At 72.2% G+C, this 20,168-nt stretch carries 18 protein-coding genes; 13 read left to right on the forward strand and 5 right to left on the reverse strand.

Features of this window, described 5'->3' with window-relative positions; all coding sequences use genetic code 11:
• Nucleotides 1-80: 80 nt before the first annotated feature.
• The 3 genes from IEY30_RS06235 to IEY30_RS06245 are packed head-to-tail and all read left to right on the forward strand — an operon-like array spanning nucleotide 81 to nucleotide 3,687.
• A complete protein-coding gene (locus tag IEY30_RS06235) occupies nucleotides 81-1,658 on the forward strand; it encodes a hypothetical protein (RefSeq protein ID WP_030198451.1) in 1,578 nt (525 codons plus the stop codon).
• Between the two features lie 24 nt (nucleotides 1,659-1,682).
• Entirely contained in the window at nucleotides 1,683-2,483 is an 801-nt protein-coding gene (locus tag IEY30_RS06240; RefSeq protein ID WP_030198453.1) for an inositol monophosphatase family protein, read from the forward strand.
• Between the two features lie 7 nt (nucleotides 2,484-2,490).
• Nucleotides 2,491-3,687 carry a benzoate/H(+) symporter BenE family transporter gene (locus IEY30_RS06245; protein ID WP_030198456.1) on the forward strand — a complete coding sequence of 399 codons (1,197 nt, stop codon included), beginning with the start codon at nucleotides 2,491-2,493 and terminating at the stop codon, nucleotides 3,685-3,687.
• Nucleotides 3,688-3,885: 198 nt separating this feature from the next.
• Here the strand turns inward: IEY30_RS06245 and IEY30_RS06250 are convergent, their stop codons facing one another.
• Complete coding sequence (locus IEY30_RS06250; protein WP_030198458.1) at nucleotides 3,886-4,518, reverse strand: hemerythrin domain-containing protein; 633 nt, start codon at nucleotides 4,516-4,518, stop codon at nucleotides 3,886-3,888.
• Nucleotides 4,519-4,700: 182 nt separating this feature from the next.
• Between IEY30_RS06250 and IEY30_RS06255 the strand changes: the two genes are divergently transcribed.
• Both IEY30_RS06255 and IEY30_RS06260 read left to right on the forward strand, forming a co-directional pair.
• On the forward strand, nucleotides 4,701-6,125 hold the full coding sequence (locus IEY30_RS06255; RefSeq protein ID WP_188960105.1) for an esterase/lipase family protein: 1,425 nt from the start codon (nucleotides 4,701-4,703) through the stop codon (nucleotides 6,123-6,125).
• A 241-nt stretch (nucleotides 6,126-6,366) separates the two neighbouring features.
• Nucleotides 6,367-6,774, forward strand: coding sequence for a VOC family protein (locus tag IEY30_RS06260; RefSeq protein WP_052358541.1), 408 nt, complete (start codon nucleotides 6,367-6,369; stop codon nucleotides 6,772-6,774).
• Nucleotides 6,775-6,778: 4 nt separating this feature from the next.
• On the opposite strand, the gene IEY30_RS06265 is transcribed toward IEY30_RS06260, so the two are convergent.
• Together IEY30_RS06265 and IEY30_RS06270 are read right to left on the reverse strand one after the other, a co-directional pair.
• Nucleotides 6,779-7,570, reverse strand: coding sequence for an arylamine N-acetyltransferase family protein (locus IEY30_RS06265; RefSeq protein WP_229674864.1), 792 nt, complete (start codon nucleotides 7,568-7,570; stop codon nucleotides 6,779-6,781).
• 33 nt (nucleotides 7,571-7,603) lie between these two features.
• Nucleotides 7,604-8,626 (reverse strand): Y-family DNA polymerase, encoded by a 1,023-nt coding sequence (locus tag IEY30_RS06270; RefSeq protein WP_030198475.1) that lies wholly within the window; start codon nucleotides 8,624-8,626, stop codon nucleotides 7,604-7,606.
• A gap of 184 nt (nucleotides 8,627-8,810) precedes the next feature.
• On the opposite strand from IEY30_RS06270, the gene IEY30_RS06275 reads away from it, so the two are divergent.
• The gene (locus IEY30_RS06275) at nucleotides 8,811-9,245 is read left to right on the forward strand and encodes a hypothetical protein (protein WP_156035278.1); all 435 of its coding nucleotides are present in this window, start codon (nucleotides 8,811-8,813) and stop codon (nucleotides 9,243-9,245) included.
• Between the two features lie 3 nt (nucleotides 9,246-9,248).
• Here the strand turns inward: IEY30_RS06275 and IEY30_RS06280 are convergent, their stop codons facing one another.
• Complete coding sequence (locus IEY30_RS06280; protein ID WP_229674865.1) at nucleotides 9,249-10,262, reverse strand: patatin-like phospholipase family protein; 1,014 nt, start codon at nucleotides 10,260-10,262, stop codon at nucleotides 9,249-9,251.
• Between the two features lie 67 nt (nucleotides 10,263-10,329).
• Nucleotides 10,330-11,247 carry a sigma-70 family RNA polymerase sigma factor gene (locus IEY30_RS06285; RefSeq protein ID WP_030198484.1) on the reverse strand — a complete coding sequence of 306 codons (918 nt, stop codon included), beginning with the start codon at nucleotides 11,245-11,247 and terminating at the stop codon, nucleotides 10,330-10,332.
• A gap of 98 nt (nucleotides 11,248-11,345) precedes the next feature.
• Here IEY30_RS06285 and IEY30_RS06290 point away from each other — a divergent pair, with 98 nt between their 5' ends.
• The 7 genes from IEY30_RS06290 to IEY30_RS06320 all read left to right on the forward strand — a co-directional run bounded on the left by IEY30_RS06290 (nucleotide 11,346) and on the right by IEY30_RS06320 (nucleotide 20,123).
• Nucleotides 11,346-11,684, forward strand: a complete 339-nt coding sequence (locus IEY30_RS06290) for a VOC family protein (RefSeq protein WP_030198488.1) — start codon at nucleotides 11,346-11,348, stop codon at nucleotides 11,682-11,684.
• A 408-nt stretch (nucleotides 11,685-12,092) separates the two neighbouring features.
• Entirely contained in the window at nucleotides 12,093-13,145 is a 1,053-nt protein-coding gene (locus IEY30_RS06295) for a LacI family DNA-binding transcriptional regulator (protein ID WP_030198491.1), read from the forward strand.
• A gap of 152 nt (nucleotides 13,146-13,297) precedes the next feature.
• A complete protein-coding gene (locus IEY30_RS06300; protein WP_229674866.1) occupies nucleotides 13,298-14,551 on the forward strand; it encodes a sugar ABC transporter substrate-binding protein in 1,254 nt (417 codons plus the stop codon).
• Nucleotides 14,552-14,555: 4 nt separating this feature from the next.
• Complete coding sequence (locus tag IEY30_RS06305; protein WP_030201066.1) at nucleotides 14,556-15,566, forward strand: carbohydrate ABC transporter permease; 1,011 nt, start codon at nucleotides 14,556-14,558, stop codon at nucleotides 15,564-15,566.
• A 2-nt stretch (nucleotides 15,567-15,568) separates the two neighbouring features.
• Nucleotides 15,569-16,477, forward strand: coding sequence for a carbohydrate ABC transporter permease (locus tag IEY30_RS06310; protein ID WP_081920594.1), 909 nt, complete (start codon nucleotides 15,569-15,571; stop codon nucleotides 16,475-16,477).
• A gap of 32 nt (nucleotides 16,478-16,509) precedes the next feature.
• Nucleotides 16,510-18,132 (forward strand): glucoamylase family protein, encoded by a 1,623-nt coding sequence (locus tag IEY30_RS06315; protein ID WP_030201073.1) that lies wholly within the window; start codon nucleotides 16,510-16,512, stop codon nucleotides 18,130-18,132.
• Nucleotides 18,133-18,242: 110 nt separating this feature from the next.
• On the forward strand, nucleotides 18,243-20,123 hold the full coding sequence (locus IEY30_RS06320; RefSeq protein ID WP_030201081.1) for a glycoside hydrolase family 3 protein: 1,881 nt from the start codon (nucleotides 18,243-18,245) through the stop codon (nucleotides 20,121-20,123).
• The last annotated feature ends 45 nt before the right edge of the window (nucleotides 20,124-20,168 follow it).

A 20,168-nucleotide genomic window follows, 5' to 3' on the forward strand; every position in this document is an offset into this window, starting at 1 on the left:
GGGTTGCGCACCTTCGTTCCGCGCGCAACACGTCGCCGGACATCCCGCGCGCTCGCTCTCTGCAACCGGGGGAGCGCGTCGTGCTGAGCGACGAGGTGCAGTGGGTGCTGCGCAACGCCCGGCTGCACGCCGCCGACCCGGCCCTGCGCAGCGCGGCGGGCTTCGCGCAGGGTGCGGGGCGGGCCGCACCGGTGCACCGCGCGCAGGTCGGCCGCTGGGAGAACGGCGGCGTCGAGGTGACCCGCGCGCTCGTGCGTCGCTACGAGTCGGTGCTCGAGCTGCCCGAGGGCCAGCTGCTCGCGGCCGTCGACTTCTTCGCCCGGTCGCGGCACCCGGTCCGGCCCGCGGCCGCGCTGCCGCCGCGGACCGACCCGGACGTCGACGCGACCCTGGCGCTGCTCGAGCGGGCCCTCGGCGACGAGCGGATGTCCGGCCTCGACTGGGACCGCCTCTCCGACAGCCTCGGCCGGATGCCGCACGTCCTCGTCCGCACGTCCGACTGGGAGCGGCTCTTCCGGCGGCTGCTCCAGGAGCTCGGCCTCGGCCTCCAGCTCGACTACGCCCAGCGCGCCGAGGCCCTCGCCCGCCTCGCGGGGCACCCCCGCAGCGGCGCCGTCGTCGCCCGCCTGGCTGCCGAGGTCGTGGCCCGTCCGGACGCGCAGTTCTACAACGACACCCTCAGCCTGCTGCAGTTCACCCGGGACCCGGAGGCGCTCTCGGTCCTCTTCGACCAGCTGCGCGCCCCGACCAACGCGAGCTCGCTCCGGGCCTGCCTCATCGTCCTGACGACTCTCGTGCGCGGTGCCCGCCTCGAGCCCGAGACGAGGCTCGAGGCCATCCGTCTCGCCGTGCAGCACCTGCGCGACCCGGACCAGCCCTACCTCGTGCACCGCGGCGCCGCGAACCTCGTGCGCACCCTCGGCCCGGCCGGCAGCCACCGGGTCGCGGCCGTCCTCACCGCGGAGGACCGGCGCGTCGCGGCCTCGATCATCCGCGACGGACGGGCCATCACCTCGCAGGCGATCCGCGAGGCCCACCAGCGCATCCGGGCGGTGCTCGAGGCGGGCGAGGGACGGGCCGCCGCTGGTGAGCCCGTGCTCGGTGGCCTCCTCCAGACGGCGCTCGGTGAGACGAACGAGGAGGACCGCTCCAACGCCCTCTGCATCCTCATGCTGTCGCCGCAGGCCTCGATCATCGGCACCGTGCACGCCTCCGCCTTCGCCGACGCGATGGCCCGGGGCGACCACGTCGCCGCCCACGAGAGCGCGACCGTCCTGACCTGGATGGGGCAGCTCGAGGACCTCGACCTCTTCGAGCGGGTCGCGCTGTCCCCGGCCACCCCGCCCACGGTCGCCATGGAGGCCGGCTACGTCGTCGGCAACGTCGTCGAGCCGCCGGGCCGTCGGCGTGACGAGCGCGAGGCGTCCTTCGCCCGGCGCGTCGCCGAGGTCATCGCGACCGGTGCCGGCGACCCGCACGCCGAGCTGCTGCGCGGGCTCGTCTACGTCCTCGGCATGCGGCGACGGCGCGACCTGCTGACGGCCCTCGCCGATGCGCTGCCGGAGCCCGGGCCGGACCCGCGGGCCATGCCGGAGATCGCGCGCGGCGTCCTCGGCTGGTGGCTCGCCGTCCCCGAGCACCTGCACCCGGAGCGGTGAGCCCGAGTCGCTAGGTTGGAGCCCGTGCAGACGGACGAGGTGCTGAGCCTCCTGAAGGACGTGGCCGAGCAGGTCATCAACCCCCGCTTCCGGGCGCTCGCCGACGGCGAGATCCACGAGAAGCGGCCGGGCGACCTCGTCACCGACGCCGACCGCGAGGCCGAGGTGCTCATCACCGCCGCCCTCGTCGCCGCCTACCCCCACGCCGTCGTGCTCGGCGAGGAGACCTTCGCGGGGGACCCGGCGCTCATGGAGCGCTATGCCGCCGCCGACCACGCGTTCACCGTCGACCCCGTCGACGGCACGAAGAACTTCGTCCACGGCTCCAAGGACCACGCCGTCATGGTGAGCGAGACGGTGGACGGCGAGGCCGTGCGGGCCTGGATCTGGCAGCCGCAGCACGAGGTCGGCTACGTCGCCGAGCGCGGCAGCGGCACGTGGCGTCACGACGCCGCCGGGTCGGCGCGCCTGACGGTGCCCGAACGTTCGGACGAGACGCTGCGTGGCCGCACGTCGCGTCGGGCCTGGATCGGGCAGGCCCTCGCCGGCCTCCAGCCGATGACGCTGACGTGGGTGTCGTGCGGAATCGACTACCCCAAGCTCGTCGAGGGCGAGGCCGACTACATCCTCTACGCGTCCGCCGCGCCGTGGGACCACGTGCCCGGCTCGCTCCTGCTCGCCGAGGCCGGTGGCCTGCTCGGCACGACCGAGGGCGTCACGTACTCACCGCGCGACACCGCGCCCCCGGGCCTGGTCGCCGCCGGCAGCCCCACGGCATACGACCACGTATGCCGTGCGCTCGCCTCGAGCGCCCACCTGCCCTGAGGTCCCGGTGACCTCACGTTCCGGTTCCACGGGCTCGAGGGGCTCGACCGGGCACGCCGTGCTGGCGGGCGTCGTGTGCGGGCTCGTCGGCTTCACGAGCTCGTTCGCCGTCGTCCTGACCGGGCTGCGGGCGGTCGGCGCGAGTCCGGAGCAGGCTGCGTCGGGCCTGCTCGTGCTGTGCGTGACGATGGGCCTGGGCTGCGTGCTCTTCTCGTGGCGGCTGCGCATGCCGATCACGATGGCGTGGTCGACGCCGGGCGCCGCGCTGCTCGCTGCGGCGACGGTTCCGGCCGGTGGGTTCGCCTCTGCCGTGGGCGCTTTCGTCGTGTGTGGGGTGCTGCTCGCGCTGTGCGGGCTGGTGCGCCCGCTCGAGCGGCTCGTTGAGCGCATCCCGACCCCGCTCGCGAGCGCGATGCTCGCGGGCGTGCTGCTGACGCTGTGCGTCGCGCCCTTCCGGGCGGTCGTCGCCTCACCGGCGGCGATCGCACCGGTCATGCTGACGTGGCTCGTCCTCGTCGCGGTCGCGCGGCGCTGGGCCGTCATCGGCGCCCTCGTCGCGGCGCTCGTCGTCATGGCGGTTCAGGGCGTCTTCGGCCGGCTCGACCTCGCCACGGCCGCCCCGTCGCTCGTCGTCGTCGCGCCGACCTGGGACGCGACCACCCTTCTCGCCGTGGCGGTCCCGCTCTTCATCGTCACGATGACGAGCCAGAACATCCCCGGCACCGCGGTGCTCGCCTCGTTCGGCTACCGCCCGGGCATGCGCGGGCCGCTGCTCTACACCGGTGGCGCGACCGCGGTCGGCGCCCTCGGCGGCGCGCACGCCATCAACCTCGCCGCCATCTCGGCGGCCCTCGCGGCCGGACCCGAGGCGCACCCGGACCGCAGCCGCCGGTGGGTCGCAGGCGTCGCCTGCGGCTTCACCTACCTCGCCTTCGGACCGCTCGCGGGAATCGTCACGGCCGCAGCGCGATCCGCGCCGACGGGGCTGATCGAGACGATCGCCGGGCTCGCGCTGCTCGGCACCTTCGCGGGCGCCGCGGCCTCCGCACTCGGGGACGCGTCGTCGCGGGAGGCGGGCGCCGTGACGCTCGTCGTCGCGGCATCAGGCGTCACGATCGCCGGGATCGGAGCGGCGTTCTGGGGCCTCGTCACCGGGGTGCTCGTCCTCGTCGCCCTGCGCCTCGACCACCGCCGCCGCGCCTGACCTCGCCATCGAGTGCTCACGACTCGCGTAGGGAACTGGGCACTCGAGGTGACCGTCCAGTCGAGTGCTCACGAACTCGCGTCGGGAACTGGGCACTCGACGTGTCCCCGAAGTCGAGTGCCCACGAACTCGCGTCGGGAACTGGGCACTCGACGTGTCCCCGGGCCCGCTCGACGGTCGAGTGGGCACTTCGGCGGGCTACTCCTCGGAGGCGCCGGCGGAGGCCTTCTTGGACTTCGCCGCCCGCGCGGGAGCCGTCTTCGCGGCCTGCTTCGCGTCGCGGGCCGCCTTCTTGGCGGTGGCCGAGGGCTTGCTCGTCTTCTTCGCCGCCACGTAGCGCTCGGGGTCCTTGTCCTTCGGCGTGATCCCCTCGGCCCAGCGCACCGCCTCGTAGCGCAGGAACTGGACCGCGATCTCGTGGCGCAGCTCGAGGCTGGCGCGCTGCCGGAAGTCGGCGAGGTCCTGGCGCTCCTCCTCACCCATGTGGTCGCTGTTGTGCACGTTGGCGTCGACGACGGCGGTCCACCACGCGTCCGACCCGGTGCGGCAGCGCCCGACCTTGCGCACCGACGTGCGGATGTCGTTGTGGTCCTTGACGGCGTCCTCGACCTCCTCGTCGACGGACTCGGCGTCGGCGCCACCCGTGCCGATGCGCAGCAGCTCCGGGTAGAAGTAGAGCTCCTCGGCCTCGGCGTGGGTCTCGAGGAGGATCTCGAGGCGCTTCCAGATCGCGGCGAGGCCCTCGTGGTCGTCGCGCGGCCACTCCTCGAGCATGGCGAACATCCGTCGCTGCTCGTCGTGCTGGCGGAGGATGACGTCGGTGATGTCCACGAAGGGGGCCTTTCTGTCGTCCGGAGGCTTCCGGATCCACTGTGCCGCATCCATACCCGATGTACGCGTAGGGCCGGGTTGCGCCCGGCTTCGTCGTTTCGCGTATCACCGCGCCCCGGTGGTGCCACCGTTGGTCGGGAGAGTTCACCGACACGTCACCAACGCAGGATGGGTGGTTCGCGATGACGAGCAACGACCTGGTCGTGGTGCTTCCGGGCATCACCGGCAGCACCCTCGGGGTCCGCGGCGACGACGGATCACCCGCGAGCGAGAACCTCATCTGGGCCCCGAGCGCTGGAGCGGTCTGGAAGCTGCTGATCGGCGGCCGGTCGATCCTCAAGAAGGCGTTGCCCGAGGGCATCGGTGACGGGCACCCCGACGACGGCGTCGAGCCGGTCGGGCTGATGCCGGACGTCCACGTGCTGCCGGGCATCTGGACGCCGATCCGCGGCTACGACGTGCTCGTCGACGCGCTGGAGCAACAGGGCTACCAGCGCGGGACCGGCGGCAAGCCGGCCACGCTCATCCCGTTCGCCTACGACTGGCGCCTGTCCAACCGCTACAACGGCGAGCGGCTGGGGACCGTCGTCGAGCCCGCGCTCGAGCGGCTGCGGGCGCAGGGCGGGGCGTATGCCGACGCCAAGGTCGTCTTCATCTGCCACTCCATGGGTGGCCTCGTCGCCCGCTGGTACATCGAGAAGTGCGGTGGCGCCGAGGTGACGCGCAAGCTGATCACCCTCGGCACGCCCTGGCGCGGCGCGACCGATGCGCTGGAGCAGCTCGTCAACGGCGTCAAGAAGGGGATCGGCCCGCTGTCGATCGACCTGACCGCGTTCTCCCGGAGCATGCCCTCGCTCTTCCAGCTCCTCCCGGAGTACGCGTGCATCTCCGACGGGGCCGGGGGCTGGTCCAAGACGACCGAGGTGTCGGTGCCCAACGTGAGCACCGCGATGGTCACCGACGCGATGACCTTCCACACCGACCTGCAGGCCGCCGAGGTGGCGCGACCGGCGAGCCGCACGATGACCCACATGGTCGTGGGGATCCGCCAGCCGAGCCAGACCACGGTCACCTTCCAGGACGGTCACGCGGTGACGTCGCAGACCTTCGGGAGCGACAACGACTACGGCGACGGCACGGTCTCGCTCACCGGGGCCGTCGGGCTGGGGGAGGCGCTGGACACCAACCTCGCGGTGCGCGTGCCCGAGCAGCACACCAACCTCCAGTGCAACCAGTTCGTCCTCGACCAGGTGCAGGAGATCCTCACGGCCCAGCCGGTGCGCCGCCGCGAGATCGCCGACACGAGCGTGCGCGCCGTCGTGCCCGACCTCGTCACGGCCGGGCAGCCGCTCAAGGTGGCCTTCGACCTCGAGTCGGACGACCCAGGCGCCGACCCGCCGCACAAGGCCGTGGCCGTGACGGTGCGCAACGCCAAGGGGAAGGTGCTGGCCACGGCGGAGCCGACGCTGCGCCACGGGCACGGCGTCGCGACCTTCGCCGACCTGCCCGCCGGCACGCACTCGGTCACCCTCGCCGGGTCGGGACCCACCTCGACGGTCCGCCCCGTCACCTCGACGACCCTCGTGTGGCCCGAGCCGCCCCGCTGAACCCGGTCCGCGCCCGGCCATCGCGCTCGTGATCCTGCGCCGGATCACGCGTCCGCTGCGCCACAGCGACACCTCTGGCGCGATCTCCCGCGCGATCTCCGGCGCGATCTCCGGCGCGACGCCCCGCTCGTGATCCTGCGCCGGATCGCGCGCCTGCTGCGCCACAGCGACACCTCCGGCGCGATCTCCCGCACAATCTGCCGCTTGACGTGGTGTCTGCGGCTGGTGGTTGGGTCGGAGCATGACTACTGAGACCTCTGCACCGAAGATCGGCTGGGACTGTGTCGCGCTCGACTGCGCCGACGCGGCCGGCGTCGCGCAGTTCTACGCCGACCTGCTCGGCGGCACGGTCGACGCAGACCCCGACGGCGACTGGTTCAACGTGCTGTGGGACGGCCCGCGCATCGCCACGCAGGTCGCGCCCGACCAGACGTCGCCCGACTGGCCCCGGGGCCAGCAGCAGGCGCACCTCGACTTCGTCGTCACCGACATCGCGGCGGCGCACGAGCGGGTGCTCGCCCTCGGCGGCACGGCGCTCGACCCGGTCGACCCGCCGGAGCCCGGCCCCGAGCGCGGTTTCCGCGTCTATGCCGACCCGGCCGGTCACCCCTTCTGCCTGTGTCGCCCGACGAAGGACGCGTGGGGCTGAGGTCTCAGCGCAGGACGAGGCCGAAGTGCTCGGCCAGCGCGGCCGTGACCGCGTCCTCGCCGGCGAGCACGGTCTCCTCGCGGCGGCCGTGGGTCGTCGTGATGAGCCGGTCGCCGCTCAGGGTGATGCGCCCCGTCGGCGTCAGCATCGAGGCCAGTCGCGAGCGTGTGAAGTGGCTCCCCGGCGACGTCTGCTGCCAGACGTTGCGCTCCTCGAAGTCCGCGAGCGGGTGCGGGGTGGCCGTGAAGACGAACCGGTCGCGCCAGCCCTCGCCCGCCTCGCGCTCGCGGTAGGCCCACGCACCCGCACGCTGCTCGAGCCCCACCTCGTGGTCGCGCTCGCGCCGCCCGAGGTCCTCGCGCAGCGGCAGCGGCTCGATGAACCCGGCGCCGAAGCCGACGTCGGCGAGCACGGACTCGTCCAGGCTGCCGCCTGACACGACGAGCGCGACGTGGTCGAACTCGTCGGTGAGCCCGCCGTCCACGGTGGCCACGCGCGCCGAGACGAGGTCGACGGCATACCCGAGGCTGCGCAGCAGCAGGGCGAAGAGACCGTTGAGCTCGTAGCAGTAGCCGCCGCGCCGCGCACCGACGACCTTGTCCAGCAACGAGATCCGGTCGAGACGGATCGGTCGACCGATCGTCACGTCGAGGTTCTCGAACGGCACGCTCAGCAGGTGCGCGCGGTGCAGCGACGCCAGCGCCGCGAGGGTCGGTGCCTCCGGGGCCGTCACGCCGATCCGGGCGAGGTAGGCGCCGGCCTCGGTGGTGGTCAGGGCGTCCGTCGTGGGAGTCACGCCCTCATGCTGCGACCTCGAGCCCCCTTGAGGTCAAGCGGGAGCGGGGAGCGACAGCGTCACCCCGACCAGGGTCACGCCGCGCCCGTCGCTCTCGTATGCCGTCCGCTCCAGCAGGTGCCCGGCCGCGGCCCGCAGGGTGGCGGGGTCGAGGGTCGGGTCCTCGAGCGGTCCGCGCTCGAGCACCTGGGCGCCGTCGTCGTAGCGGACGAGCACCTCGAGCCGGCTCGGCAGCCGAGGCGGGTCGTCGAGACCGTGCACGCGGGTGACGGCACGGTCGACGCACTCGTCGAGGACGGCGACCACCTTGGAGCGGGTCCGGGTGGCGGCGAAGGACCGGCTCGTGCTCACCGACCGTCGTGGCTGCGGCAGGCGGATCGTGGCGTCGTCGGTGCCGCGCGCGATGGAGACGAGGCGCCGGGCCATCGCTGTGGTGACGATGCGCTTGAGGTCGTCCTCGTCGAGACCGTCGAGGTCCGAGACGACGAAAAGGCCTGCGGCGTGGAGCTTCTCGTAGGTGGCCGCCCCGACGCCCCAGAGCTCGTCGAGGCGCAGCCGGGGTCGCACGCGCGCCTCGAGCTCGGCGTCGACGACGACGAGACCGTCGGGCTTGGCGCGGCGGCTCGCGAGCTTGGCCATGAGCTTGGTGCGCCCGACCCCGACCGACACGGGCAGCCCCACCTCGGCGCGGGCGGCCGCGCGCAGGGCGACCGCCAGCCCGCGCGGGTCGCCGCGGTCGCGTCCCGTGACGTCGAGGAAGGCCTCCTCGACCGAGCCGGGCTCGACGAGCGGGGTGAAGCGGCGGAAGATCTCGAACAGCCGTGCCGAGGCCTCCTCGTAGGCCTCGGTGCGGTAGCCGGTCACCAGCACGTGCGGCCACCGGCGCTGGACCTGGCGCACCGGCATACCGGCGTGGATGCCGAGGGCACGGGCCTCGTAGGACGGGCAGGCGACGACCTCGTGGGCGACGACGATCGGCCGACCGCGCAACGTCGGGTCGTCGCGCTGCTCGACGGAGGCGAGGAAGGCGTCGGCGTCGGCGTGCAGGAGGACCACGCGTCCAGTCTCGGCCCCGGCACCGACAGCCGGCCAGCGCGGATCTGCCGTTCCGCGGGTCTCGGGGGCGTGCCCGGAGCACACTGGGGCGAGATCGTGCGGGTCTGCTGCTGGTGCGGGAACGGACGGAGGTGGGGACGTGGAGGTCTCACGGCGAGGGGCGGCTCTGGTCACCGTGTGCCTGGTGGCGCTGACGCCCACTGCGTGCGGGGCGGTCGACGACGTCGGTCGGGTCCTGGCACAGCACGCCGAGGACCTGACGGTGCTGGCCCGGACGAGGTGGGCGGCATCCTCGACCCTGCCGAGGGTGGTGACCGTCAGCCGAGAAGCGGTCGAGGCCAAGGCTGCTGCTCTGGCCGCGGCGGTGCGCGACGTGCCGGCCGAGGACCGGTGGGAGGTCGTGTCGGCCGGATGCGAGCTCTGGTCGCTCCAAGAGGTGGGCAACGACCCCGACAAGGCCGTGAGCTACGTCCGGGACAAGTTCCGCAACGCCTGGGTCTACGAGCAGCAGGTGAGGGATCTCGCGGAAGAGCTTCGAAAGACGCACGGCACCCGGGACCAGAGCGTCATCCTCGGTCGGGCGCTGGTCTGCACCGCGGCGGATGCGCAGAACACCTGAGCGTCAGTAGCCGGCGTGGTCGAGGGCCTCGGTCGTCAGCTGCCGCCCGAGCTCGATCATCTCCGCGGCGCGGTGGAAGTCGAGCGTGCGCACGGCGTTGGACGGCACGGTGACGAGGACGTCCGGCGGGTTGCTCGCCATCCGGTAGCGCGAGATGAGCGCCGACATCGTGTCGAACGACATGTTGAGCAGGTCGAGCAGCCCGACGTCGGCGGACCGGACGACGAGCGCGTCGGCCGGCGCCTGCGGGAGCTCGTCGAGGGCCTCGGGTGGCAGGGCCGGGGCCTGCGCAGGCTCGGGTTCGAGGTCGCGGGAGTGCCCGCCGAACCGGCTCGTGATGGACCGGAAGCGTTCGGACTCGAGCACGTCGGCGGCGCTGCGGCGCAGCCGGGTCGTCCACTCCTGGCGCGGGACCGGCTCGGACGACTCCTTGACCGGCGTCGTCGGGCCGCCCGGGGCGCGCATGCCCGACAGGGAGACGGCGATCGTCAGGTCCGCCGAGGTGGCCGCGGTCGGCTCGATGGGGATGGGGTTGATGAGGCCGCCGTCGACGAGCACCCGCCCGTTGATGACCGCCGGAGTGATGACGCCGGGGATCGCGATCGACGCCCGGATCGCGTGCTCGACCGGTCCACGCTGGAACCACACCTCGCGCCGCGCGTTGATGTCCGTCGCGACGGCCGTGTAGGGGATCGGCAGGCCCTCGATCGTCGCGCCGTCGAGGATCTCGCCGACCTTGGCGATGATCCGCTCGGCCCGGATCGCGCCGTTCGGCGAGGTGATGCTGAGGTCGAGCAGGCGCCACACCTCGCGCTGGGTCAGGCTCCGCGCCCACTCCGTGTAGGGCTCGAGCTTGCCCGCCGCGGCGACCCCGCCGACGAGGGCGCCCATCGACGTGCCGGCGATCGACACGACCTCGAACCCCCGCTCGTCGAGCACCTCGAGCGCCCCGATGTGGGCGTAGCCACGGGCCCCGCCCGATCCGAGCACGACCGCCGCACGCATACCCTCTGCCACACCCCGACGATACGACCCCCCGCAACGGCCCGCGCACGGGTCGGCGAGGTCGAGCCGGTCACGTCGGTCAGGCCGGCAGGTAGTAGATCTCCATGGTGCGCAGCCTGGCCCGGTCGGCGACCATCTCGATGCCGGTGACGACGTCGCCCTCGACGGTGAAGCAGAACGCCACCTGCGGCTCGCCGTGCAGCGTCCACACGGCGCCGACCCCGCCGTCGAAGGCCGCGAGCCGCGCCGACTTCGCGCCGCCGTTGAAGCGCTGGGCCACGGCGTCCGGGCCGCGCAGCTGCGCCGGGGCGCCCATCGCCGTGGCGGCCTCGTCGGCCGTGAGCACGACGTCGGGGTCGAGCATCTCGAGCAGCGCCGCGAAGTCCCCACCGCGCGCCGCGGCGAGGAAGGCGCTGACCACCTCGCGCTGACGCGTGCGGGCCGGGCTCGTCTCGGCGGCGTCGGCGGACCGGACGCGTCGCCGCGCGCGGCTCGCGAGCTGGCGGGTGGCGGCGGGGGAGCGGTCGACGATGTCGGCGATCTGCTCGAACGGCATGCCGAAGAGGTCGTGGAGCACGAAGGCGAGCCGCTCGGCGGGGGCCAGGGTGTCGAGGACGACGAGCAGGGCCAGTCCGATGCTGTCGGCGAGCTCGGCCTCGCTCGCCGGGTCGGGCGCGTGGTGGGCCGTGGGGCCGGCCTCGACGCGGGCCTCGCCCGTCCCGACGAGGTCGGCCAGGCCGGCGTCCCAGCTGTCCTCGCGCCGGGAGCCGCGGGACCGCAGCATGTCGAGGCTGATCCGCCCGACGACGGTCGTGAGCCACCCGGCGAGGTTGTCCACCTCACTCGTGTCGCTGCGGCTCAGGCGCAGCCACGCCTCCTGTACGGCGTCGTCCGCGTCGGCCGTCGAGCCCAGCACCCGGTAGGCGACGGCGCGCAGCCGCGGTCGCTGCTGCTCGAAGTCGCGGGCCAGCCACTGCTCGCGGGGGCTGTCGTCCATCGTCGTCACATCCTCGGGTCGTGGTCCGTCATAGCACTGACGAGCCGGTGCCACCCGATGTGACACCGCGATCACCACCACGATGCAAGGAGAGACCGATGTCCGCCGCAAACACCCTCATCTACCCCGTCGCCGACCTCGACGCCGCCAAGAAGGTCTTCGGGATCCTGCTCGGTGCTCAGCCGCACACCGACCAGCCCTACTACGTCGGCTACAACGTCGACGGCCAGGAGATCGCCCTCGACCCCAACGGCCACCGCAAGGGCCTGACGGGCGGCACGCCGTACTGGTCGGTCGACGACCTCGGGGCGACCGTGACGTCCCTCGTCGAGGTCGGCGCCACGGTCAAGCAGAAGGCCACCGACGTCGGTGGTGGCCGCACCGTCGCGGTCCTCGCCGACGCCGACGGCAACATGATCGGCCTGATGCAGGGATGACCTCCGGGGCCGTCCCGAGCCCACCGATGGCGTATGCCGTCTGCCCGCCGAGGTGCCCGCGTCCCCTGCTCCGCCGCGACCGACGTTGTCGCGCCCAGATCGGCGAGTTCGACTGTGCAGCAAAGGGTTAGGCGGCAGCGAGTGCAACGGGGCTGACCTGTGGGACGTGCCTGACGGCATACGCCATTGGGTATCGAGTGGGGCGCATGGGGAGGGGCCGGGCGGGGCGTCGACGACACCCCGCCCGGCCCCTCACCGCTGTCTGTCGACGGCAGACAGGCCTTGCGCGTCGCGTCCGACCTGTGCACTATGGGAGGGCAGATGTAAGCGCTTACACGTTTCTCGGAGCCCCACTCCAGGAGCCGGCGCGACACATCACTCAACGACGAGACGCGAGAGGCGGGACCCGTGGCGACAGCACGCAAGCACGGCGGTGGATCCTCACCCGCCCCCGTCCAGGCCGCGTCCGTCGGCGCCACGATCTACTCCGTCGCCGAGCGCGCAGGCGTCTCGATCGCCACCGTGTCGCGGGTGCTCCAGGGCGCCGGAACGGTCTCGGCGAAGACGACCCAGAAGGTGCTCGACGCCGTCGAGGAGCTCAACTACGTGCCCCTCGGCGCGGCCCGCAGCCTGGCCGTGCGCCACCACGAGGCCCACGGGCTCGTGCTCCCCGAGCTCACCGGCCCCTACTACTCCGAGCTGCTCATGGGCTTCGAGTCGCGCGCCGCCGAGCTCGGCCAGAGCGTCACGCTCATGCTCACCGACGGCAAGGCCGACCTCGCCCGCGCCGTCCGCCAGCTCGCCACGCACGTCGACGCCATCGCGGTGCTCGGCTCGGCCGCCATGCCGCCTGCCGTCGCCCGCGCCCTCCACGGCCAGAAGCCCGTCGTCATCATCGCCGGCGCGCCGCAGGAGGGCATCGAGAGCGTCCGCGCCGAGAACGCCCACAGCGCAGAGCAGCTCACCGAGCACGTGCTCGCGCACGGCCGCACCCGACTGGTCTTCGTCGGTGACCCCGAGGGCGCCCCCGACATCACCGAGCGCCACGCCGGCTTCGTCGCCGCGCACCGCGCCCGCGGGCTCGAGCCCGCCCCGCCGGTCCGCGTCCCGTTCCGCGAGGGGGAGGGCGAGGCCGTCGCCGAGCGCATCCTCGCCGGAGAGATCGACGCCGACGCCCTCGTCTGCGCCAACGACGAGCTCGCCCTCGCGATCATGACCCACCTGCAGGACGCCGGCCGTGACGTCCCCGGCGACATCGCCGTCGTCGGCTGGGACGACGTCATGACCTCCCGCTACGTCCGCCCCGGCCTGACGACGGTGCGCCAGCCCGTCCACGAGCTCGGCGTCATCGCCGCCGAGCGCCTCCACCAGCGCGTCTCGGGCGGCCAGCCCGTGCTCGAGCCGCAGATCCTGCCGACCCAGGTCGTCATCCGCGGCTCCTGCGGCTGCGGCCACCGCTGACCCGCGCCCACCCAGCCCACGCCCACTCCCGGCGCCCACCATCCCACCCACACCCCCCCCACACCCCCCCACACCCCCCGACACAGCCGTCGGAGAACACCCGAGAAAGCGAGACACCGATGAGACGCACCACAGCCATCACGGTCGCGTGCATGACTGCCGCGGCCCTCACCGTGACCGCGTGCGGTCGCACCGCCGAGAACGGAGGCTCCACCGCGGGCCAGACCGGCGCGGCCGTCAGCACCGGCAAGGCGACCGGCACCATCACCGTCTGGGCCATGGGTGCCGAGGGTGACAACCTCTCCAAGCTCACCAAGGACTTCGAGACCGCCAACCCCGGCGTCAAGGTCCAGGTCACGGCCATCCCGTGGGACGCCGCGCACGACAAGTTCACGACCGCCATCACCGCCGGCAAGACGCCGGACGTCGCGATGGTCGGCACGACGTGGATGGGCGAGTTCGCGAGCAGCGACGCGCTCGACCCGACGCCGGCCCAGATCGACAAGTCCGCCTTCTTCGAGGGCGCGCAGAAGACGACCGAGGTGAACGGCACCTCCTACGGCATCCCCTGGTACGTCGAGACCCGCGTCCTCTTCTACCGCACCGACCTGGCCAAGAAGGCCGGCTACGACGCCGCGCCCACCGACTGGCAGGGCCTGCACGACATGGCCAAGGCCATGCAGACCAAGGCCGGCGCGCAGTACGGCATCGGCCTGCAGGCCGGCGGCGAGGGTTCGTGGCAGACGGTCATGCCGTTCGCGTGGAGCGACGGCGCCGACCTGACCAAGGACGGCGGCAAGGCGTACAACTTCGACAGCCCGCAGCTGCTCAAGGCCACGCAGTACTACCAGTCGTTCTTCACCGACGGCATCTCCAACAAGAGCGCTCCGGCGACCCCGACGACCGAGCCCGACTTCGCGAGCGGCAAGGTCCCGATGTTCATCTCCGGCCCGTGGATGATGTCCGCGGTCGAGAAGGTCGGCGGCGCCGGCTTCAAGGACAAGTACAACGTCGCGCCGATCCCCGCCGGCACGGCCGGGTCGTCCTCGTTCGTCGGTGGATCGAACTTCGTCGTCTTCAAGAACACGAAGAACCGCGACACCGCGTGGAAGTTCGTCAGCTGGCTCGCCGACCCCAAGGTCCAGGCCAAGTGGTACACCATCTCGACCGACCTTCCCTCGGTCAAGAGCGCGTGGCAGGACCCGGCCCTCGCCTCGGACAAGAAGCTCGCCGTCTTCGGCAAGCAGCTCGAGACGGCCAAGGCGCCGCCGTCGTTCCCGACGTGGGAGCAGGCCGTCAAGGGTCTCGACACCGAGATGGAGAAGATCACCAAGACCGGTGAGGACCCGGCCACCGGGCTCAAGACGGCCCAGCAGCAGGCCGACTCCATCGGGACGGGTCTGTAGTCCGATGACCGCCCAGACCGGCACGACCGGGTCCCCCACCGGACCCGTGACGCCACCTCCGGTCACCGCCCCGGGACGGCCCGACGACGGGTCGTCCCGGGGGGCGGGCGACGGAGGGTCCCGCGGGCAGGCCGGCACGGCCCGCCGGCGGGAGGGGCGGGCGGCCTGGATCCTCGCGATCCCCTTCTGCCTGCTCTTCCTCGCCTTCACGGCGTGGCCGGTGATCCAGTCGCTCTTCATGAGCATCACCGACACCAAGGCGCGCGACCTACGACACCCCTTCAGCGTCAACGTGATCGGGCTGGACAACTTCACCAAGGCGCTGTCGGACCCGACCTTCCGCAAGGCAGCCGGCAACACCGCATACTTCGTGCTCGTCGGTATGCCGCTGACGCTCGTCGTCGCGCTCGCCGCGGCGGTCGCGCTCGACAAGGGGATCACCCGCTTCCGCGCGATCTTCCGGCTCGGCTTCTACATGCCGGTCATCACCTCGATCGTCGCGGTGGCCGTCGTGTGGCGCTTCCTCCTGCAGGACCCGGGTGGCCTCATCAACACCGCGCTCGGCTGGGTCGGCATCACCGGCCCCAACTGGCTCGGTGACCCGAGCTGGTCGATGCCGTCGCTCATCCTCATGGCGTCCTGGCGCAACTTCGGCACGGCGATGATCATCTTCCTCGCCGGCCTGCAGGCCGTGCCCGCCGAGCTGCACGAGGCCGCGGCCATCGACGGCGCCGGCGCGTGGAAGCGGTTCCGCTTCGTCACGATGCCGTTGCTGCGCCCGACCCTGCTCTTCGTCATGGTCACGACCGCCATCGGCTACCTGCAGTTCTTCGAGGAGCCGTTCGTCATGACCAAGGGTGGTCCCCTCAACAGCACGATCTCGCTGTCGATGTACACCTACCAGCAGTTCGGCTTCGGCAACTACGGCCTCGCGTCGGCGATGAGCTACCTCATCTTCGTCGTCATCGCGATCGTCACGGCCCTCCAGTTCCGCCTGCTCCGAGAGAGGACCTGACCATGTCCGTCGACACCGCACCGCGGCCCACCGGCCCTGCGCCGGCGCCGAAGGCGAGCCCGACCGGACGCACCGGGTCCGGCATGGTCGGCTCGAGCCAGGGCGGCCGCTGGTGGCTCTACCTCGTGCTGACCGTCGCGCTCGTCGCCGTCATCGCCCCGTTCGTCTGGATGGTGCTCGGCAGCTTCAAGGGCGAGGGCGAGCTGCGCCAGGTCCCGCCGACGTGGCTGCCCGAGAGCGCCTCGCTCGACAACTACACGCAGCTGTTCAGCAAGCTGAACTTCGGGCAGTACTTCACCAACTCGATCGTCGTGGCCGTCGTCGTGACGGCGGGCAACCTGATCTTCTGCTCGATGCTCGGCTATGCGCTCGCGATGCTCGACTTCCGCGGCAAGAAGGTCATCTTCACCGCCGTCATGGGCACGCTCATGATCCCCGGCGTCGTGACGTTCGTGCCGCTCTTCGTCCTCGTCGCCAACGCCGGCCTCATCGACACGATCCCGGGCCTGTTCCTGCCGTTCCTCGTCAGCCCGTTCGGCGTCTTCCTCATGCGCCAGTTCATCCTCGGGCTGCCCAAGGACCTGCTCGACGCGGGCCGCGTCGACGGTGCGGGCGAGCTGCGCATCTTCTTCCGGATCATCCTGCCGCTGTGCGGTCCCGCCCTCGCGACGCTCGGAATCCTCACGTTCCTCGGCAGCTGGAACAACTTCCTCTGGCCCCTCGTCGTCGCGCAGTCCGAGGACAGGTACACCCTGCCGGTGGCTCTCGCCCTCTACTCGACCGGCCAGAACAGCACGAACTACGGGCTGCTGCTCGCCGGCGCGACCGTCGTCATCATCCCGATCCTCGTCGTCTTCCTCATCTTCCAGAAGCGGTTCATCGAGGGCATCGCCACCACCGGCCTGAAGTAGGCCTCCCCACCCGGAAACAGGAGCACTGCACCATGTCCGAGAAGAAGCTCTACACCCCCAGCCGCCGCTCGATGCTCGTCGGCGGGGCGGCCTCGATCGCCGCCTTCGCCCTCGCGCCCTCGGCCTCCGCCTCGACCACCGGCGCGGCCCGGGCGCCCGCCTTCCTGCGCACGGGTGCGTCCGCCGTCCGCCCCCTCGAGGCCGCCACGGTGCGCACCTGGGCGGCCGACACGTGGCGCAGCCTCGTCGCGATGACCGACCCGAGGACCGGCCTGCCCGCCGACAACATCCCCGAGTCGCTCGCCGCCGGCGACCGCTCCGGCTACACCTCGCCGACGAACATCGGCGGCTACCTCTGGTCCACGATCGCCGCCCGCGAGCTCGGCATCATCACCCGCGGTGAGGCCTCGGCCCGCCTCATCCGCACGCTCAAGACGGTCGAGCGCATGGAGCACCACACGCCGAGCGGCATGTACTACAACTGGTACGACGAGGCCACGGCCACGGCGCTGCACACGTGGCCCGACTCCGGCGACAAGGTCGTCCCGTTCTGCTCGAGCGTCGACAACGGCTGGCTCGGTGCGGCGCTGCTCGTCGTGCAGAGCTCCGACCGGGCGGCCGCGCCGTGGGCGAAGCGGATCTTCGAGCGCATGCGCTGGGACGCCTTCTACAACGACAACAGCGACCCCGCCCACCAGGTCCGCGCCGGCGGCCTCATCCACGGCGGCTTCTACCCCTACGAGGACGGCCGCCCCGGCGGCACCTACCAGGGCACCCACATCGGCGGCGACCCCGTCTGGCTCACGACGCACCACTACGACACGACCGTGTCCGAGACCCGCATCACGAGCTACCTCGGCATCATCACCGGCCAGATCCCGGCCAAGCAGTACTTCGCGATGTGGCGCACCTTCCCGGCGACGTGCGACTGGTCCTGGCACGAGATGCAGCCGGTCGGCGAGAACCGCACGTACTACGGCCTCGACGTCTACGAGGGCGCCTACACCTACCGCGGCATGCACATCGTGCCCGGCTGGGGCGGCTCGATGTTCGAGGAGCTCATGCCCGACGTCTTCGTCGACGAGGCCGCCTGGGCGCCCCGGTCGTGGGGGCGGAACCACCCGCTCCACGTCCGGGCCCAGCGCGAGCACGGCCTGCTCGACGCCGGCTACGGCTACTGGGGCTTCAGCCCGTCGAGCAACCCGGCCGGCGGCTACCGCGAGTACGGCGTCGACGCGCTCGGGCTCAACCCGACGGGCTACATGTCCGACCAGGAGAGCACGAACTACGACCCCGGTTTCGGCGACTGCCGAGCGGCGACCAACCCGAACCCGACCTACGGCGACGGCGTCGTCACCCCGCACGCCGCGTTCCTCGCGATGATGCACGAGCCGGACGAGGCGTTCACCAACCTCGCCAACCTCAAGGCCGACTTCGACTCCTACGACCGTGGCGGCTTCTTCGATGCCGTGGCCGTGCGGTCGGGGACCGTCGCCCGCCGCTACCTCTCGCTCGACCAGGCCATGGTCATGGGCGCCGCGGGCAACGTGCTCGGCAACGACGTGCTCCGTCGGGCCTTCAGCACCAAGGCCGTCGAGCGCGCCCTGCGTCCGGTCATCGGTGCCGAGGAGTTCGGCGCCGACCCGGTCGCCTGACCCCGAGGCCCCACCCCTCGAGCCCCACACCCTCGAGCCCCACACCCCGTGGCCGCCCGTCCGGACCGGTCGGGCGGCCACGGCCCCCTCACGACGAAAGGCACCACACCGTGCGCCCCGAGCTCTCCACCTCCGAGGACGGCGTCGCCTACCGCGACCTCAACGGCAACGGCCGCATGGATCCCTACGAGGACCCCCGGCTGCCGGTGGAGGAGCGGGTGGAGGACCTCCTCGCCCGGCTCTCGCTCGCGGAGAAGGTCGGCCTGATGTTCCAGACCGTCATCGAGGCGGGCTCGGACGGCACGGTGCTCGAGCACCCCGGCAACATCAGCAAGTCCCCGACGAGCACGGTCGTGCTCGAGAAGCACCTCAACCATTTCAACGTCCATGCCCTCGACGACCCGCGCATGGCGGCCCGGTGGAGCAACGCCCTGCAGGCGCTCGCGGAGCGCACGCCACACGGCATACCCGTGACCGTCTCGACCGACCCGCGGCACGCGTTCATCGAGAACGTCGGCGTCTCCTTCTCCGCCGGAGCCTTTTCGCAGTGGCCCGAGCCGCTCGGGCTCGCGGCGCTGCGTGACGCGGACGCCGTTCGGCGCTTCGCCGACATCGCCCGCCAGGAGTACGTCGCCGTCGGCATCCGCGCGGCCCTGCACCCGACGCTCGACCTCGCGACCGAGCCGCGGTGGGCGCGCCAGGCCGGCACGTTCGGCCAGGACCCCGACCTCGTGACCGAACTCGGAGTCGCGTATCTCAAGGGCTTCCAAGGGGATTCGCTCGGGTCGGACAGTGTGGCCTGCACGAGCAAGCACTTCCCCGGAGGTGGCCCGCAGATGGACGGCGAGGACGCGCACTTCCCCTACGGGCGCGAGCAGGTCTATCCCGGTGGGCGGTTCGCCGACCACCTCAAGCCGTTCCCGCCGATCATCGAGGCCGGCACCGCGGGGATCATGCCCTACTACGGCATGCCGGTCGACCTCGTCGTCGACGGCGTCGAGATCGAGCCGATCGGCTTCGGCTACAACAAGCAGGTCGTCACCGGGCTGCTCCGCGACAAGCTCGGCTACGACGGCGTCGTCGTCACCGACTGGGAGCTCGTCAACGACAACCACGTCGGCGACCAGGTGCTCCCCGCGCGCGCGTGGGGCGTCGAGCACCTCGACCCGCACGGCCGGATGGAGCTCATACTCGAGGCCGGCGCCGACCAGTTCGGCGGCGAGGAGTGCGTCGAGATCCTCCTCGACCTCGTCGCCCAGGGCCGTGTCACCGAGGCGCGCATCGTCGCGTCCGCCCGGCGCATCCTCGCCGTGAAGTTCCGCCTCGGCCTCTTCGAGGACCCCTACGTCGACGAGGACGCCGCCGCGGCGATCGTCGGTCGCGACGACTTCCGGGAGGAGGGGTATGCCGCGCAGGCCCGTTCGGTGACCGTGCTGCAGAACGGCGCCCCGGCCGGCGTGCGCTCCCCGGCTGCCACGGTCACGTGCGCCGAGGCGACCCTCCCGCTCCGCGACGGGCTGTCCGTCTACGTCGAGAACGTGTCACCCGAGGCGGCCGCCCGCCTCGGGACGGTCGTCGAGCGCCCCGAGGACGCCGACGTCGCCGTCGTGCGCCTGACCGCTCCGTTCGACCCGCGCTCGGACCTCTTCCTCGAGTCGTGGTTCCACCAGGGCTCGCTCGACTTCCCACCGGGACTCGTGGCCCGCCTCGCCCGGATCGCCGCGCAGTGCCCGCTCGTCCTCGACGTCGTGCTCGACCGGCCGGCGGTGCTCACCCCGCTGCTGCCCGTCGCGACGACCGTCGTGGCGAGCTACGGCACGAGCGACGCCGCCCTCGTCGACGCGCTGCGGGGCGTGCACGCACCGGTCGGCCGGCTGCCCTTCGACCTGCCGCGCTCGATGGACCAGGTCCGCGGGCACGGCGAGGACGTGCCGGGCTACGACGACCCGCTCTTCGCCTTCGGCCACGGCCTGCACCTCGCCATCGACTGATCCACGGCCTGGCCGCGCGGGTCGAGGTGATGCCGGACGGCATAC

The sequence above is a fragment of the Terrabacter tumescens genome (assembly GCF_014646815.1).
In the GTDB taxonomy this organism is placed as follows: domain Bacteria; phylum Actinomycetota; class Actinomycetes; order Actinomycetales; family Dermatophilaceae; genus Terrabacter; species Terrabacter tumescens.

Excerpts from the sequence above, each read along its gene's own strand:
- IEY30_RS06290 (WP_030198488.1), top strand. The coding sequence starts at position 11,346 with ATGTCCGCCGCAAACACCCTCATCTACCCCGTCGCCGACCTCGACGCC.
- IEY30_RS06260 (WP_052358541.1), top strand. The coding sequence starts at position 6,367 with ATGACTACTGAGACCTCTGCACCGAAGATCGGCTGGGACTGTGTCGCG.
- IEY30_RS06285 (WP_030198484.1), bottom strand. The coding sequence starts at position 11,247 with ATGGACGACAGCCCCCGCGAGCAGTGGCTGGCCCGCGACTTCGAGCAG.
- IEY30_RS06255 (WP_188960105.1), top strand. The coding sequence starts at position 4,701 with ATGACGAGCAACGACCTGGTCGTGGTGCTTCCGGGCATCACCGGCAGC.
- IEY30_RS06310 (WP_081920594.1), top strand. The coding sequence starts at position 15,569 with ATGTCCGTCGACACCGCACCGCGGCCCACCGGCCCTGCGCCGGCGCCG.
- IEY30_RS06315 (WP_030201073.1), top strand. The coding sequence starts at position 16,510 with ATGTCCGAGAAGAAGCTCTACACCCCCAGCCGCCGCTCGATGCTCGTC.
- IEY30_RS06305 (WP_030201066.1), top strand. The coding sequence starts at position 14,556 with ATGACCGCCCAGACCGGCACGACCGGGTCCCCCACCGGACCCGTGACG.
- IEY30_RS06300 (WP_229674866.1), top strand. The coding sequence starts at position 13,298 with ATGACTGCCGCGGCCCTCACCGTGACCGCGTGCGGTCGCACCGCCGAG.